This window comes from Burkholderia cepacia (assembly GCF_001039005.1).
In the GTDB taxonomy this organism is placed as follows: Bacteria; Pseudomonadota; Gammaproteobacteria; order Burkholderiales; family Burkholderiaceae; genus Burkholderia; species Burkholderia theae.
The window spans coordinates 49,013-64,826 of sequence record NZ_LDWR01000066.1; the positions used below are offsets into that span (position 1 = coordinate 49,013).

A 15,814-nucleotide genomic window follows, 5' to 3' on the forward strand; every position below is an offset into this window, starting at 1 on the left:
AGAGAGCCAGCACATGGAAGACGCAGTCATCGTTTCCGTCGCACGCACGCCGATCGGCAAGGCGTTTCGCGGCATGTTCAACGACACCGAGGCGCCCGCGCTGGGCGGCCACGTCGTGCGCACGGCGCTCGAACGCGCGGGTGTCGCGCCGGCGGACGTCGACGACGTGCTGATCGGCTGCGCCGCCCAGCAGGGTACGCAGGGCTACAACATCGGCCGCCTGTCGGCCGCGGCGGCCGGGCTGCCGGCGTCGGTGCCCGGCATGGCGATCGACCGCATGTGCTCGTCGGGCCTGATGTCGATCGCCAGCGCCGCGCGCAGCATCGGCGCGGGCGATGCGCGGATCGTCGTCGCGGGCGGCGTCGAGTCGATCTCGCTTACGCAGAACAAACACAAGAACGCGTATCGCGCGCGTTCGCAGGCCGTGCTCGACCACCAGCCGGCCGCGTACATCGCGATGATGGAAACGGCCGAGATCGTGTCGCGCCGCTACGGGATCTCGCGCGCCGCGCAGGACGCCTACGCGCTGCAGAGCCACCAGCGCACCGCCGAAGCACAGGCCGCCGGCCGCTTCGACGCGGAAATCGCGCCGCTCGACGTGCGTCGCGCGCTGTTCGACAAGGAAGGCAACCCGGCCGGTCATGAAGACCTGCGCGCGGCGCGTGACGAAGGCGTGCGCGCCGACACGACGGCCGAGCGGCTCGCGGGGCTGAAGCCGTCGTGGAGCGGCGGCAAGGTCGTCGAGCAGGGCGAGTTCGTGACGGCCGGCAACGCGTCGCAGCTGTCGGATGGCGCGGCCGCCGTGGTCGTGATGTCGCGCAGCGATGCGACGCGCCGCGGTCTGACGCCGCTCGGCGCGTTCCGCGGCCTCGCGGTGGCCGGCTGCGAGCCGGACGAGATGGGTATCGGCCCGGTGTTCGCGATCCCGAAGCTGCTGGAGCGTTTCGGGATGACCGTGGCCGACGTCGGTCTGTGGGAGCTGAACGAGGCGTTCGCGTGCCAGGCGCTGTATTGCCGCGACACGCTCGGCATCTCCGACGACCGGCTGAACGTGGACGGTGGCGCGATCGCGCTCGGCCATCCGTTCGGGATGTCGGGCGCGCGGATGACGATGCACGCGCTGCTCGAAGGCGCGCGGCGCGGCGTGCGGCACGCGGTCGTGACGATGTGCATCGGCGGCGGGATGGGTGCCGCCGCGCTGTTCGAAGTCGGCGCGTAGCAGGCGCCGAATCGGCCGCCGGAGACGGCGGCCAGCCATTCAGGACCATTCGAGGCCGCGGCAAAGACCGACGGCCCGGAGATTTGCAGGCGACGGTGGTTGGCGCTTCTGCGCGAACCGCCGTCGAACGCAGACACAGGAGACAAGCATGAAACGAACTTTGCCCGGACTCGCGATGTCGGCGCTCGTGCTCGGCGCCGCGCTGTTCGCGTTCTCGCCGCGCCCGCTGCCGGCGTTCCCGGTCACCGCGATCCATGCGGACCGGCTGCAGATCAACGGGCTCGCCCGGGCCGGCGCGCGGATCGTCGCGGTCGGCGAACGTGGCGTGATCCTGCTGAGCGACGACGCGGGCGCCCACTGGCGGCCGGCGTCGGTCACGCCCGACCAGGCGTCGACGCTCACGCAGGTGCGCTTCATCACGCCGATGCTCGGGATCGCGGTCGGCCACGACGGCCGGATTATCCGCAGCGACGACGCGGGCGTGCACTGGCGCGAGGTGCACATGGACCACGCGCATTCCGATCCGCTGCTGTCGGTGTGGGGCACCGCCGACGGCCCGCTGTTCGCGGCCGGCAGCTTCGGCCAGCTGCTGCGCTCGGACGACGCCGGCGTCAACTGGCAGACGGTCAAGACGCCCGCCGGCGACCGTCACCTGAACGCGATCGTCGGCGACGGCCACGGCAGCCTGCTGATCGCGGGCGAGAGCGGCACGCTGCTGCGCTCGACCGACAACGGCGTCACCTGGGACAAGCTGCCTTCGCCGTACGCCGGCTCGCTGTTCGGCGCGTTGATGCTCGCGAACGGCGACTGGGTCGCGTACGGGATGCGCGGCAATGTGGTGCGCAGCACCGATCGCGGCGCGACCTGGACGCATGTCGACAGCCACGTGCCGGTGTCGTACTTCGGCGCGACCCAGCTGACCGACGGCGAACTCGTGCTGGTCGGTCAGGGCGGTGCGATCGTCGCGTCGCGCGACGGCGGGTTGACCTTCGACGTGCGCAAGCTCGGCGGCGTGCAGAGCCTCGCGGCCGTGCTCGACATGGGCCACGGCGCGCTGCTGCTCGGCGGCGAGGCCGGCGTCGCGCCGCTCGCCGCGGCGCCGTCCTGATGCGCGGCCACGGCGGCCGCAGTGGCCGCCGGTTTTCGTCCGCTTTGGTTCGTTTCGCATCGCCAGTCCGTACCGACACGAGAATTCCATGAACGACCTGTCACGCCCCCCTGAAGCCGTTCCCGCGTCGCGCCTCGCCACCTTCGTCGAGCGCTGCGCCAACACGATCATTCGCCAGCGCCGGCTGCTGATGCTGCTCTGCGTGGCGGTGACGCTCGCGCTCGGGCTGTCCGCGACGCGCCTGAAGCTCGATCCGGGCTTCAACAAGATGATCCCGATGCAGCACCCGTACATGCAGGTGTTCGAGCGTTATGCGGGCGCGTTCCCCGGCGCCAACACGATCCTCGTGAGCCTGCGCTGGAAGGGCGACGGCGACATCTACAACCAGACGTTCATGGACGCGCTGCGCCATGCGACCGACGATGTGTTCTTCATCCCGGGCGTGAACCGCTCGCGCGTGTTCTCGCTGTTCACGCCGAACGTCCATTACACCGAGGTGACCGAGGCCGGGTTTCGCGGCGACGTGGTCGTGCCGGGCCAGTTCTCGAGCGCGAACCCGGACGATCTCGCGAAGGTGCGCCGCAACGTCGCGCGTTCGGGGCAGATCGGCCGCCTCGTCGGCAACGACCTGAAGTCGGCGCTGATCCGCGCCGAGCTGCGCGAGACCGACCCGGCCACCGGCAAGCGGCTCGACTACAGCGCGGTCGCGCGCCAGCTCGAGGAGATCCGCGCGAAGTACGCGAAGCAGGGCATCGACGTGAACATCATCGGCTTCGCGAAGCTGGTCGGCGACGTCGAGAGCGGCATCGCGGGCGTGATGGCGTTCTTCGCGCTCGCGTTCCTCGTGACGGCCGCGCTGCTGTTCGGCTATACGCGCTCGCTGAAGACCACCGTGCTGGCGCTCGTCGTCGCGCTGCTGCCGGTTGTCTGGCTGCTCGGCGCGCTGCCGCTGCTCGGGCTCGGCATCGACCCGATGTCGATCCTCGTGCCGTTCCTGATCTTCTCGATCGGCGTATCGCACGCGGTGCAGATGACCAACGCATGGAAGCAGGCGCTGGTGCGCGGCGAGTCGTCGGTCGACGCCGCACGCGACGCGTTCCGCAAGCTGTTCGTGCCGGGCACCGTCGCGCTGCTGACCAACGCGCTCGGCTTCATGGTGATCATGCGGATCAGGATCGACATCGTGCGCGAGCTCGGCATCACCGCGTGCCTCGGCGTGCTGCTGATGATCGTGACGAACAAGGTGTTCCTGCCGATCCTGCTGTCGTACACGCGTCTCGAACGCGGCACGCTGGCGCGCGCGCAGCGCACGGCGGCGGCCGGCGGCAGCCGGATGTGGTCGCGCTTCGCGGTGTTCGCCCGGCCGGCGCCCGCGCTCGGCGTGTTCGCGGTGGCGCTCGCGCTGCTCGCGTACGGCACGCTCGAATCGCGCAAGCTGGAGATCGGCGACATCGGCACCGGCGCACCGGAACTGCGCGCGAACTCGCGCTACAACATCGACAACGCGGCGATCACGCACCAGTACAACATCGGCGTGGACGTGCTGTCGGTGATCGTCGAGACGACCGGCTTCGACGACGCGTGCCTGCATTACCCGGTGATGAGCGCGATCGAGAAGTTCGAGATGAACATGCGCGGCGTGGCCGGCGTGCAGTCGGTGACGAGCGTGTCGTCGCAGGGCAAGGTGTTCATCGCCGCGTTCAACGAAGGCAACCCGCGCTGGGCCGCGCTGCCGCGTTCCAGCGACGGGCTCACGCAGGGTTCCAACGCGTTCGACCCCGACAACGGGATGAACACCGCGAACTGCAAGGCGATCCAGGTGCTGATCTACACGAAGAACCACGAGGGCACGACCATCGCGCACATCGTCGACGAGATCAAGCGCTTCGCGGCCGAGAACCCGACGCCGAACGTCGCGTTCCGGCTCGCGGGCGGCAACGTCGGCGTGATGGCCGCGACCAACGAGGCGGTCGGCGACGCGGAAATCGCGATGCTGCTGTCGATCTTCGGCGCGATCGCGCTGCTCTGCGCGGTCACGTTCCGCTCGTGGCGCGCGGTGCTGTGCATCGTCGTGCCGCTCACGCTCGTGTCGATCCTGTGCAACGCGGTGATGGCGCGCCTCGGCATCGGGCTGAAGGTCGCGACGTTGCCGGTGATCACGCTCGGCGTCGGGGTCGGCGTCGACTACGGGATCTACCTGTACGAGCGCCTGCAGCACGACATCCGCCACGGCGCGTCGCTGCCGGACGCGTTTGCCGACGCGATGCGCCAGCGCGGCACGGCGGCGCTGTTCACGGCCGTCACGATGTTCATCGGCGTCGGCACGTGGGCGTTCTCCGCGCTGAAGTTCCAGGTCGACATGGGCGTGCTGCTCGCGTTCATGTTCCTCGTGAACCTGTTCGGCGCGGTGTTCCTGCTGCCCGCGCTCGCCGCGTGGCTCGGCGTCGAGCGGGCCGAGCGCCGCGCGACACAGTCGTCGCCGTCGCCGGTGGCCGCGCCGTCGCGGCAGCAGGCAACCGCGTTCGAACACGGCAATCCGATGCGCTGAGCGGCGCACCCCCATCACCCCGCGCGCGGCGGGCCGCCGCGCGTTCCCCACGAGAGGAGTCAACCCACATGTCCGCACGCCCTTACAAGATCGAAGCCCAGCCGCTCGCGCAGCGCTATGCGCGCGGCTGGCACTGCCTCGGGCTCGCCCGCGACTACAAGGACGGCAAGCCGCACACGCTGAACGTGTTCGGCCGCAAGCTCGCCGCGTTCGCCGATTCGACCGGCAAGGTCAATGTCGTCGACGCCTACTGCCCGCACATGGGCGCCGACCTGAGCCTCGGCACGGTCCAGGGCGACAACCTCGTGTGCCCGTTCCACGGCTGGGCCTGGAGCGGCGAAGGGCAGTGCGCGTCGATCCCATACTGCAAGCGGATTCCGCCGAAGGCGCGCATCGGCGCATGGCCGACCTGCGAGGAAAACAACCTGCTGTTCGTCTGGAACGACCCGGAAGGCAACGCGCCGCCGGCGGACGTCGCGATTCCGCGTCTCGACGTGTGCTTCTCCGACGAATGGTCGGACTGGGTGGTCGACAAGATGGTGATCCAGGCCAACTGCCGCGAGCTGGTCGACAACATCTCGGACGTCGCGCACTTCGCGACCGTGCACCGCGCGCCGATCGACTATTTCGCGAACCTGTTCGAGGATCACAAGGCGACGCAGCTGATGGTCGGCCGCAGCGAGAAGCTCGGCGGCGACAGCCTGACCGCGCTGTCGACGTATTTCGGGCCGGCCGTGCACATCACGCAGATGACGGGGCAGAGCAACGGGCAGCCGATCCATTCGGTGCTGCTGAATTGCCACGTGCCGATCGACATGAACAGCTTCGAGCTGCGTTACGGCGTGATCGTGAAGAAGGTGGTCGGGCTCAGCGACGAGCAGAACCTGGAGATCGCGAACGCGTACGTGAAGGAAGCGCAGCGCGCGTTCTACGAGGACGTCGACATCTGGCACAGCAAGACGCGGATCGACAACCCGCTGCTGTGCGAAGGCGACGGGCCGCTGTACCAGATGCGCGACTGGTATTCGCAGTTCTATCTGGACGCGGCCGATGTGCGGCCGACGAGCGTCGCGCGTAAGGCATTTGAAATGCGGATTCGCGACGGCGCCGAGCCGCCGGCGTTGCATCACGTGTTCGAGCCGCAGTAAAAACGGGCGCGCCGGCCGAAAAATGAGGGGCGCATCGAAATGCGCGCCGTCGGCCGGCAACACCCGCCGCATAAGGCGCACGCGGCATTCGCGCGCCCGTGCTGCATAGAAAGAACTTGACGAAACGGCGGTTGCCGCGTAGTGTCCGTGACCGAAGTCTTCAAGAAGTTCGATAGCTCATCATTGGCCGCACTCCGTGCGGCGGTCGTTGGCCTTTCCCTCTTTGATTCTTTCTGTGCCTGTCGTGGGCGCATGTTCAATTATTCGTATTAAGGAAGTATTTGTGGATACCGGTACCGTCAAGTGGTTCAACGAAACCAAGGGCTTTGGTTTCATCTCCCCGGACAACGGCGGCGACGATCTGTTCGCCCATTTCTCGGAAATTCGCGGCACGGGCTTCAAGACCCTGGCCGAAGGCCAGAAGGTCAGCTTCGAAGTGAAGCGCGGCCCGAAGGGTCTGCAAGCGTCGAACATCACGCCGCAGTAAGCCGCAACGGCATCGGCCGCCAATCGGTGGCTGCTGCCGGATGGACTTTCGCGCGGGGCGCCTGTTTTATCGGCGGCCAGCGCGATTCCGATGCGCACGACCGATGCATCGCGTCATTCACGATGCATCGGTCGTGACGCCTCCCTCATCGCATGCCTGACCGGCGTGCGACGCAACGCCCTCGCGAAGCGCCCGCCGCTTCGCCAGCGCATCACCGCTTCAACGCATCAACCCGAGCAGACCGCCGCCATGCCGTAGTAGCCGGCGCGGTCCCGACTTGCGCGGCGCTCATTGCGCCGCCGCCACTGACCGCCCGAACGCCGCAACGCGCCGGGCTCCGATCGCAAGACAGGCCTGTGGCCCGTCTGAACGAACCGATACCCGGCAGCCTGCCAGCCGTCGTCCCGTTGCGGGAAACGGCGCCCGGCAGATCGCCGCGGCCGCGGTCAATCACCTTGTCTGGAGGAATTGGTTTGGCAAAAGAAGAACTGCTGGAACTCGACGGGATCGTCGACGAAGTGCTGCCGGACAGCAAATACCGTGTCACGCTGGAAAACGGCGTCGTGGTGGGCGCGTACGCGTCGGGCCGCATGCGCAAGAACCACATCCGCATTCTCGCGGGCGACCGCGTGACGCTGGAACTGTCGATGTACGACCTGACCAAGGGCCGTATCAACTTCCGGCACAAGGACGCGAATTCGCCGCGTCCGCCGCGAACCGGGCAACCGCGCCGTTAAGCGGCAACGATCGGGCGCGTTACACCGTACCGATCGACTCCCGTCCGGCCAGGCGGTCGGACGAACCGGATGGACAGCACACGTCGTGCCGTTCGTCGGTCGCCGGCGGCGTCGTCACGCCGCGGCGGCCAGCACCGTCTTCTCCGGTCGCGTTGCGTGTTCCACGCTCAAGCGGCCGCGTCCCGCAGGAAATCCTCGACGATCATCGCGAAATACGGCGGACATTCCTGCATCGGGTAATGACCGCAATTCGGGATCGTCACGAGCCGCGCGTTCGGGTGCCAGGCCATGAACGTCGCCTGCATCGCCGCTTCGTCGAGCCCCGGATCCTTGTCGCCGACGATCACCAGAAAGCGCGTGTCCAGCCCGCGTATGTCATCGACGAAATCCGTTCCCGTCAGCATGTCGAGATAGGCGAGCCGGCAACCCGGCGCCACGCGCTCGCGGTTCTGCCGCAGTTTCACGTCGGCCCAGCGCGCCGACAGACCACCCGTCACGAATCGCACGAGCCGGCGAAACGCGTCGTCGTTTTCGGCCGTGCTCGCGAAGAACGCGCGTGCATCGTCGTTCAGGCGATTGCCGGCCGCCGACACCGGGCACACGGCGATCGCGCTCTTGATGCGCGACGGCGCGTTGGCGGCGATCCGTTGCGTCGCCATGCCGGTCATCGAATGGCCGATGACGTGAAAACGCTGCCAGCCGAGCCGGTCCGCGAGCGCGAGGCAATCGGCCGCGATCTCGTCGACGGTGCAGGCGCCGTTCAGGTGGATGGAGGTTCCGTAGCCGCGCAAGTCGACGAAGACGTACGTGAAGGCCGTTTCGTCGAGATACGGCAATAGCGCCGCGTAGTTCGTCCGGTCGCCGAGCCAGTCGTGCATGACCATCACGCATTCGGGGCCGGTGCCGTGCCGCAGGTAGCCGAGGCCGTCGTGGTCGGCGTTCGGGCGCGAGGCGAGGGTGTCGACAGGGTTCATTTCAAGGGGTTTCCTTTTGGTGGGTGAACCAAAACGAAACGCCCTCCCGGCGGACCGGGAGGGCGTCTTGAAAGTGTATCGATCGTATCGGGCCGATCGGCGAAAGTCAACGTTCGGCGCACCATCGGGCCCGACACGTCGGTGCGCCGCGTATTGACCCAGAGGTTGCCGTCCGACAGCTGCGACGCGATCGTCGGCCCGATGTTCGTTACGCGGAAAACCGCGCCGGCCGGCCGCTGAACGCACGCGCGGCAGCGCGGTTCGCGTATGGCTTTACGTGCGGGCCGGCGCGGTCGTACACTCGTCGGCAATTCGCGGCTCGCGGGCATTGCTTTCAATTGCCTTCAATCGCTTTCAGCGCGCCGCCGATCGTGCCCGCCGGACATTCGTCGCGCGACGCCAGGAGGCGCCATGAGTGCAGACGCAGCCCCCGCAGCCCCGCCGGTTCAGCAGCGCATCCAGCACGTGTTCGTGCTGATGCTCGAGAACCGCTCGTTCGATCACCTGTTCGCGCTGTCGGGCATCGCCGACATCGTCGCCGCGTCGCCGGGCAACAGCAACGCGTACGGCGGCGCGGTCTATCCATTCGGCGGCGGTGCGCCGGACCGAATGCCGACCGATCCTTGCCACGAATTCACCGACGTGCTCGAGCAGCTCTGCGGCCCGGGTGTGCCGTTCGTGAAAGGACAGGCTTATCCGCCCGTCGCCAATTCGGGGTTCGTGTCGAACTACGCGACGTCGCATTCCGAGGGTACGCCGCCGCAGCCGGCCGACGCGGGCAAGATCATGCAGGGCGCTGACGTGCAGACGAACGCGCCGTCGCTGTACGCGCTCGCGAACGCGTTCGTGCTGTGCGACGCATGGCATGCGTCGATGCCGGGGCCGACCTGGCCGAACCGGTTCTTCCTGCACGGCGCGTCGTCGGCCGGGCTCGACCATTCGCCGACCAAGGAGGAAATGGGCGGGTGGGACACGGTCGACGGTTTCTCCTATCCGAAGGGTTCGATTTTCGGCGCGCTCGGCGACGGCAACTGGCGCATCTACCAGGACCAGACCGGCGATCCGCTTGGCCATGTGCCGCAGGTCGCGTCGCTGAAGGGCGTGAGCTTCTTCGACGTCGACGACCTCGCGCATTTCGAAGCCGATCTCGCGGCCGGCTACACGGCGCGCTATACGTTCATCGAGCCCGGCTACGGCGACATCGTGCACGGCACCTACGAGAACGGCAGCTCGCAACACCCGATGGACGGGCTGGCCGGCGGCGACCAGCTCGCCGCGCGCGTGTACAACGCGATCCGCAATTCACCGCTGTGGAACAGCAGCCTGCTCGTGATCGCCTACGACGAGCACGGCGGCTTCTACGATTCGGTCAAGCCGGGCGCCGCGCCGCCGCCGAACGATGGCGCGGCCGCGACGCTGAACGCGAGCGGCTTCGGCTTCGACGTGTACGGCGTGCGCGTGCCGGCGATCGTGATTTCACCATGGGTCGCGGCCGGGCAGGTCGACCACACGCCGTACGATCATGCGTCGGTGGCCGCGACGCTCGGCCGGTTGTTCGGCCTTGCGCCGCTGACCGACCGCGACCGCCTTGCCAACGACCTGCTGGCGCTCGTGACGGCGACGTGCCGGACCGACTGCCCGCAAAGGATCGGAACATGAGCACGACCCCGGCTCCGGACCCGCGCGATGCGCTGCCCGTGCGCGACGGCACGAGCCTGATCGCGTATCTGCACATCCTGAAGAAAGCGCATGCGGCGCTGGTCGGTCAGGACAAGGCCCATCAGCGCTTCAGCGAAATCGTCACGCGCGGGCAGGCGCGGCAATACATCGAGGAACTGATGCCGTCGCTGCAGCAGGCGCGTGCGGCGCATCGGAAGCGTCGGCACGGCGGGAAGCATCGCTGACGGGTGGTGCGGCGAGCGGATGTCGGTGGCGCGATCCGCCGAAGGAATTCCGGGCGAAGGCATACGGCGGACATGCCCGGTTGGCGCGCGTGATGGAAACGAAGCCGTGGGCCTCGGCTGTGGCATCCCGATTTCGTCACGAAATCGAGATGCCAGACTCACCGACTGACCGAGTATTTTTCGCTCACGCTCGGGCATCGATCAGCTGCACTACATCTTTTGGACTACGTATTGAACGGCTGCCCAGGTGTCGCCGGTTGCAAAGGACCCGGAACCACCAGCGAACTGCAGTTGCTCACCACGGGCTCTCCCGCCAGCACCTTCTTGATGAAGGGCAACGAGTCCACGAGCGAACCGTTCACCGCGCCGCTGTGCGTCAGGCCCGGATAATAGTGCCACTCGATGTCGACCCCAAGGCTGCATGCGGTAGAGATGAAGTTGTACGCGGCAGGCGTCCCCGTTAACGAGTCGGCGAGCCCGGTTCCCGTGAATAACGGGACCTTCACCGAGAAGCCCGCGATAGGCGTCGGGAAGCGACTCAGCACCGGTGCAACCAGGCTCGCGGGTGGCCTTGCCTTCAGGTAATTGGCCTCCGTAATACCTTCCGAGCTCTCCATCGTTTCGAGCGTGTCGATGCAATTCGTTATCGTTGCGGCGAACAGAGGCTTGGCGCTATCGGACAGATAAGGTGTGATGTCGAAGGCCGGATTTTCCGCGGGCGCGGTGCCGCGCCAAATGAGCATGTCTTCAAGCGCATCACCCGAGACGGGTAGAAGGCTGTTGCTGACGACGGGCGCGGGAATCTGCGGTGCCGGATTGGTGCCCGAAAACCCGAAGGCGACACCTGTTGCGACACCGCCCACGATGTGTACGTCAGGGGCATAGGTCGGCGCATATTGCAACGTGGCGATTGTGGCCCCCGAACCTTGCGACTGGCCGACCAATACCACCTTGTTTGCGAGCACGCCCGGAAACATCGCCAGCGCCGCACGCAGATTGTCGAGCGCGCTGTACGCTTCGGCGCGCGTCAACACGTAAGGGTGAGGGCCGGGCGTGCCGAGACCCTGATAGTCGGTTGCGACAATCGCGTAGCCTTGCGCCAGAAACGTGCCGAGGTAAGCCTTGTCGCGATCCGACCGCTGCGTGTACGACTGGGCGCACACGTCGGCTACGCCGACGGTGCCGTGCGTCCACGCGATGACGGGCCAACCGTTTGCCGGCGGGGTTCCCTTCGGAAAATAGACGGCACCGGAAACGGCAACGGGCGTTTTTCCGTCGACGCCGTCAGTCGACGTGTAGAGCATGCGAACGTTCTGCGACGGGTCCGAGTTGTCGAGCGCAAGATTGGCATCCAGCGGTTGCTGACGCAGCAGTTGGCCCGGTGTACCGGGCACTTGACTGGTCCACACGTAGAACGACGGGACGCCGCCGTCGCCAACTGCTGCGTTGGACACGGGAACAGGGCCGCTTGGCGGCTGGGGCGCGCTGTCCGCGCTTCCGCCGCAGCCCGCCGCCAGAAGCATCACCGCGCTACCGAGCAAAACCAGCCAGATCGAGTCTCCAAACCATCTGATTTTTTTCATATGTATCCACTTGAGTGGTCCATGAAATTACCTGGATTTCGGTCTCCGACGGAGAATGGCTACACTGACGTGCCGTTTTCGTCCGGACCGGCCTTCCGTGAAGGAGGCCGAAGAATAGTGGTGCGGAAAATAAACTCGCAAAAGACGCTTTTTTGGTACATGCGATAACCTGGGATTGTCGTCAATGAAATACCCGCAGGTACTGGCATTCGTTCGCGCTGCAACGTTGGGCAGCATTCGTGCGGCAGCGCGTTCCATGGACATATCGCAGGCTGCGGTAACGAAGACGATCAAGACGCTCGAAGAGGATCTCGGTGTCGCGCTGTTCTCGCGAGGTGTACGCGGCGCTACGCTGACTGCCGCCGGGGCATCGCTGTTACCGCGGGCGATGCTTATCGTCAGCCAGATGGAACTCCTGCCCGGCGACATTCGTTCTGATGAGCGCGCCCGCGTCTCGATGGGCGTTTTGCCTGTCGCAACGGCTTTGTTGCTTCCGCATGCGTTGCCCGCTTTTGTGGCGTCCCGGCCGCACGCGCCGCTGCGCATCGCCGACGGCTTTCTGTCCAGTGTCCTACCCGGCCTGCGAGACGGATCGCTCGACTTCGGCATATGTGCGATCGAATCCGATCAGCTCACGAACTTCTTCAGGTTCGAACCATGGTTTCGATCGCGCGCGGTGGTGGTCGCCCGACGAGATCACCCGTTGGCAGGGCGGCCATGCGGTATCGACGATCTGGTGCGCTATGGATGGATTTACGCCGGATCGCGCGCGAGCGTGCTTGACCTGTTCTTCAATCATCCACGCTCCGGTGCGGCCGACGAGCCGTTGATCATCGAGGCGCAGAACGTCACCGCAGGCATCGTTGCCGTGAAAAGCACGGACGCAATCTCGATAGCGCCCGGTGAGTTGGCCGCTCAGATCGTCGCCAATCCCGACATCGTGCTGCTTCAGGTGACCGATCCGCTGCCGGAGACGATTGTCGGCTTGCTGACGCGGGCGGACGGTGGTTTGTCGGCAAACGCGCAGATGCTCGTCGAGTTACTTAGGGCAGCGATGCAACGTATCCCGGGGCTCGAGCGTTGCTGATGCGTTGTTGCGTGAATCACGCCGGCAGACCTATTTCATCGAATGTAAGACAGGCCCCAGGGCAACCGGCGCGCAACCGACATGCCCGGCATGGCGATCCGTCGCTTCTTCTCGCCTCCATCAAAAGAAAACGGGGCTTGCACCCCGTTCACACCGCTTCCGGATGGATGCCGGCCACATTCGATTACGCCGCGACCTCCCGCGCCCGCACCATCGTCAGCGCCGCATCCTCGATCATGTCCTCCTGGCCGCCGACGAGCCGCTGACGGCCCAGTTCGACGAGGATGTCGCGCGCGGGAATCCCGTACTTCGCTTCCGCGCGCTTCGCGAACAGCAGGAACGACGAGTAGACGCCCGCATAACCGAGCGTCAGCGCATCGCGGTCGAGACGGATCGGCGCGTCCATGATCGGCACGACGAGATCCTCGGCGACGTCCGAGATCGCGAACACGTCGACGCCCGTCTCGATGCCCATTCGGTCGCACACCGCGACGAACACTTCCATCGGCGTATTGCCCGCGCCGGCGCCGAGGCCGGCCGCGGCCGCATCGATCCGGTTCGCGCCGGCGGCGACCGCCGCGACCGAGTTCGCGACGCCCATCGCGAGGTTGTGGTGGCCGTGGAAGCCGAGTTCCGTCTCCGGCTTCAGCGCGTCGCGCACCTGGCCGATCCGCGCGGTCACGTCGTCGGGCAGCATGTGGCCGGCCGAATCGGTGATGTAGATGCAGTTCGCGCCGTACGACTCCATCAGCTTCGCCTGCACGACGAGCTGCTCCGGCTGCGACATGTGCGCCATCATCAGGAAACCGACCGTGTCGAGCCCGAGCGTGCGCGCGAGGCCGATGTGCTGTTCCGACACGTCGGCCTCGGTGCAGTGCGTCGCGACGCGGATCGTGCCGACGCCGAGTTCGTGCGCCATGCGCAGGTGCTCGACGGTGCCGATGCCGGGCAGCAGCAGCGCCGACACCTTGGCCTGCTTCAGCTCCGGAATCACGGCGCTCAGGTACGCCTCGTCGGTATGCGCGGGGAAACCGTAGTTGACCGACGCACCGCCGAGCCCGTCGCCGTGCGTGACCTCGATCAGCGGCACGCCGGCCGCGTCGAGCCCGCGCGCGATGTTGCGCATCTGGTCGAGCGTGATCTGGTGGCGCTTCGGGTGCATCCCGTCGCGCAGCGACATGTCGTGGACGGTGATCTTCTTGCCTGCAAGTGACATCGCGTGGCTCCTCAACTCAAGCGGTGGCGGCCGTCGCGGCCAGCATCTGTTCGGCGAAACGCTCGGCCGTGGCGGCCGCGGCGGCGGTCATGATGTCGAGGTTGCCCGCGTACTTCGGCAGGTAGTCGCCGAGCCCTTCGACTTCCATGAACACCGACACGCGATTGCCGTCGAACACCGGGCCGTTCTTCAACGTGTAGCCCGGCACGTAGCGCTGCACTTCCTTGACCATCGCGTGCACCGACGCGGTAATGGCCTCGACGTCGGGTGGCCCGTCGGTCAGGCAGTGGATCGTGTCGCGCATGATCAGCGGCGGCTCGGCCGGGTTGATCACGATGATCGCCTTGCCCTTGCGTGCACCGCCGACCTGTTCGATCGCGCCGGACGTCGTGCGCGTGAATTCGTCGATGTTCTTGCGCGTGCCGGGGCCGACCGAGCGCGACGACACGGTCGCGACGATCTCGCCGTACGCGACCGGCTGCACGCGCGACACCACGTACACCATCGGGATCGTCGCCTGGCCGCCGCAGGTCACCATGTTCACGTTCATCTGCGCGCTGTCGAGATGCGCGTCGAGGTTTACCGGCGGCACGCAGTACGGCCCGATCGCGGCGGGCGTCAGGTCGATCATCCGCACGCCGAGCGCAGTGAGCTTGTCGGAGTTGTCGCGGTGCACGTAGGCCGACGTCGCGTCGAACGCGATGCGGATGTTGTCGGCGGCCACGTGCGGCAGCAGCCCGTCGACACCCTTGTCGGTGGTCTTCAGGCCGAATTCGCGTGCCCGCGCGAGGCCGTCGGAGGCCGGATCGACGCCGACCATCCACACGGGTTCGAGCACCGGCGAGCGGCGCAGCTTGTACAGCAGGTCGGTGCCGATGTTGCCGGGACCGATCAGTGCGCATTTGATTTTCTTCATCGGGAGGGTTCCTTTAGATAAAGCGGACGTCGCAACTGCCGATGCCGGAAATGTGCATCGACAGCGCGTCGCCGGCCGTGACCGGAATCAGTTTCGCGAGCGAGCCGGACAGCACGATCTCGCCGGCAAGCAGCGGCACGTCGTACGCGGCGAGCGTGTTCGCGAGCCACGCGACCGCGTCGGCGGGGTGACCGAGCGCAGCATCGCCGCGCCCTTGCGCGACGGGCTCGCCGTTCTTCTCGATCGACATCTCGCACGCGGCGAGATCGAGCGTGCGCGGGTCGACGCGCGCGTCGCCGAGCACGTACACGCCACACGACGCGTTGTCGGCGACGGTGTCCTCGATGCGGATCGCCCAGTCGCGGATGCGCGAATCGACGATCTCGAAGCAGGGCGCGACGGCGGCCGTCGCGGCGATCACGTCGGTGCGGTCGATGCCGGGGCCGCGCAGGTCGTGCGCGAGGATGAATGCGATCTCGCCTTCGGCGCGCGGCGCGATCAGCGAGTCGGCGGCAATTGCCTCGCCGGCCGCGTAGTGCATGCCCGACAGCAGGATGCCGAAATCGGGCTGGCGCACGTTCAGCATGTCCTGCACGGCCTGGCTCGTCACGCCGATCTTCTTGCCGACCACCGCTTCGCCGTGTTCGACGCGGCGTTCGATGAAGCGCTGCTGGATGCGGTACGCGTCGTCGAGCGACAGCCGGCGCGGGCGGCTCGACAGCGGCGCGACCGGCGCACGCGCGTGCCACGCGGCGTACAGCTCGTCGCCGAGCGTCGTATGCAGGCGGGAAGACATGAAAGGGCCCTCGAATGGAAAAGGCCGCCGTCGCGGGCGGCGTCGTGCGCCGGAGCAGGGCTCCGGCGCGTGGGTCGCGGGCATTCCGCGT

14 protein-coding genes are annotated in these 15,814 nt (G+C 66.9%); 9 read left to right on the forward strand and 5 right to left on the reverse strand.

The genetic code is table 11. From position 1 onward, the window contains the following. Positions 1 to 13: 13 nt before the first annotated feature. The 6 genes from VL15_RS33440 (at position 14) to infA (ending at position 7,247) form a co-directional block, all read left to right on the forward strand. The gene (locus tag VL15_RS33440) at positions 14 to 1,219 is read left to right on the forward strand and encodes an acetyl-CoA C-acyltransferase (protein WP_048251087.1); all 1,206 of its coding nucleotides are present in this window, start codon (positions 14 to 16) and stop codon (positions 1,217 to 1,219) included. A gap of 148 nt (positions 1,220 to 1,367) precedes the next feature. Then, the gene (locus VL15_RS33445) at positions 1,368 to 2,327 is read left to right on the forward strand and encodes a WD40/YVTN/BNR-like repeat-containing protein (protein WP_048251088.1); all 960 of its coding nucleotides are present in this window, start codon (positions 1,368 to 1,370) and stop codon (positions 2,325 to 2,327) included. A gap of 88 nt (positions 2,328 to 2,415) precedes the next feature. Then, complete coding sequence (locus VL15_RS33450) at positions 2,416 to 4,875, forward strand: efflux RND transporter permease subunit (protein ID WP_048251089.1); 2,460 nt, start codon at positions 2,416 to 2,418, stop codon at positions 4,873 to 4,875. 68 nt (positions 4,876 to 4,943) lie between these two features. Beyond that, positions 4,944 to 6,023, forward strand: coding sequence for a Rieske 2Fe-2S domain-containing protein (locus VL15_RS33455; RefSeq protein ID WP_048251090.1), 1,080 nt, complete (start codon positions 4,944 to 4,946; stop codon positions 6,021 to 6,023). Positions 6,024 to 6,306: 283 nt separating this feature from the next. After that, a complete protein-coding gene (locus VL15_RS33460; RefSeq protein ID WP_006483056.1) occupies positions 6,307 to 6,510 on the forward strand; it encodes a cold-shock protein in 204 nt (67 codons plus the stop codon). 473 nt (positions 6,511 to 6,983) lie between these two features. Beyond that, positions 6,984 to 7,247, forward strand: a complete 264-nt coding sequence (gene infA / locus VL15_RS33465; RefSeq protein ID WP_048251091.1) for a translation initiation factor IF-1 — start codon at positions 6,984 to 6,986, stop codon at positions 7,245 to 7,247. 167 nt (positions 7,248 to 7,414) lie between these two features. Here infA and VL15_RS33470 read toward each other — a convergent pair whose 3' ends face one another. Next, complete coding sequence (locus VL15_RS33470) at positions 7,415 to 8,221, reverse strand: alpha/beta fold hydrolase (RefSeq protein ID WP_048251092.1); 807 nt, start codon at positions 8,219 to 8,221, stop codon at positions 7,415 to 7,417. Between the two features lie 411 nt (positions 8,222 to 8,632). Between VL15_RS33470 and VL15_RS33475 the strand changes: the two genes are divergently transcribed. Together VL15_RS33475 and VL15_RS33480 are read left to right on the forward strand one after the other, a co-directional pair. After that, a complete protein-coding gene (locus VL15_RS33475) occupies positions 8,633 to 9,880 on the forward strand; it encodes an alkaline phosphatase family protein (RefSeq protein WP_053077754.1) in 1,248 nt (415 codons plus the stop codon). Next, positions 9,877 to 10,125 (forward strand): hypothetical protein, encoded by a 249-nt coding sequence (locus tag VL15_RS33480; RefSeq protein ID WP_048251114.1) that lies wholly within the window; start codon positions 9,877 to 9,879, stop codon positions 10,123 to 10,125. Before VL15_RS33475 ends, VL15_RS33480 begins: the two co-directional genes overlap by 4 nt. A gap of 224 nt (positions 10,126 to 10,349) precedes the next feature. Here VL15_RS33480 and VL15_RS33485 read toward each other — a convergent pair whose 3' ends face one another. After that, positions 10,350 to 11,708 (reverse strand): lipase family protein, encoded by a 1,359-nt coding sequence (locus tag VL15_RS33485; RefSeq protein WP_053077755.1) that lies wholly within the window; start codon positions 11,706 to 11,708, stop codon positions 10,350 to 10,352. Positions 11,709 to 11,892: 184 nt separating this feature from the next. Here VL15_RS33485 and VL15_RS33490 point away from each other — a divergent pair, with 184 nt between their 5' ends. Beyond that, a complete protein-coding gene (locus VL15_RS33490) occupies positions 11,893 to 12,795 on the forward strand; it encodes a LysR family transcriptional regulator (RefSeq protein ID WP_080971032.1) in 903 nt (300 codons plus the stop codon). A gap of 184 nt (positions 12,796 to 12,979) precedes the next feature. Here VL15_RS33490 and dmpG read toward each other — a convergent pair whose 3' ends face one another. Genes dmpG through dmpE form a run of 3 tightly spaced genes read right to left on the reverse strand, consistent with a single transcriptional unit; the run spans position 12,980 to position 15,723 of the window. Continuing rightward, positions 12,980 to 14,011 carry a 4-hydroxy-2-oxovalerate aldolase gene (dmpG, locus tag VL15_RS33495; protein WP_048251094.1) on the reverse strand — a complete coding sequence of 344 codons (1,032 nt, stop codon included), beginning with the start codon at positions 14,009 to 14,011 and terminating at the stop codon, positions 12,980 to 12,982. Between the two features lie 16 nt (positions 14,012 to 14,027). Then, positions 14,028 to 14,927 carry an acetaldehyde dehydrogenase (acetylating) gene (locus tag VL15_RS33500; RefSeq protein WP_048251095.1) on the reverse strand — a complete coding sequence of 300 codons (900 nt, stop codon included), beginning with the start codon at positions 14,925 to 14,927 and terminating at the stop codon, positions 14,028 to 14,030. 13 nt (positions 14,928 to 14,940) lie between these two features. Beyond that, positions 14,941 to 15,723 carry a 2-oxopent-4-enoate hydratase gene (gene dmpE / locus VL15_RS33505; RefSeq protein ID WP_048251096.1) on the reverse strand — a complete coding sequence of 261 codons (783 nt, stop codon included), beginning with the start codon at positions 15,721 to 15,723 and terminating at the stop codon, positions 14,941 to 14,943. Between the last annotated feature and the right edge of the window lie 91 nt (positions 15,724 to 15,814).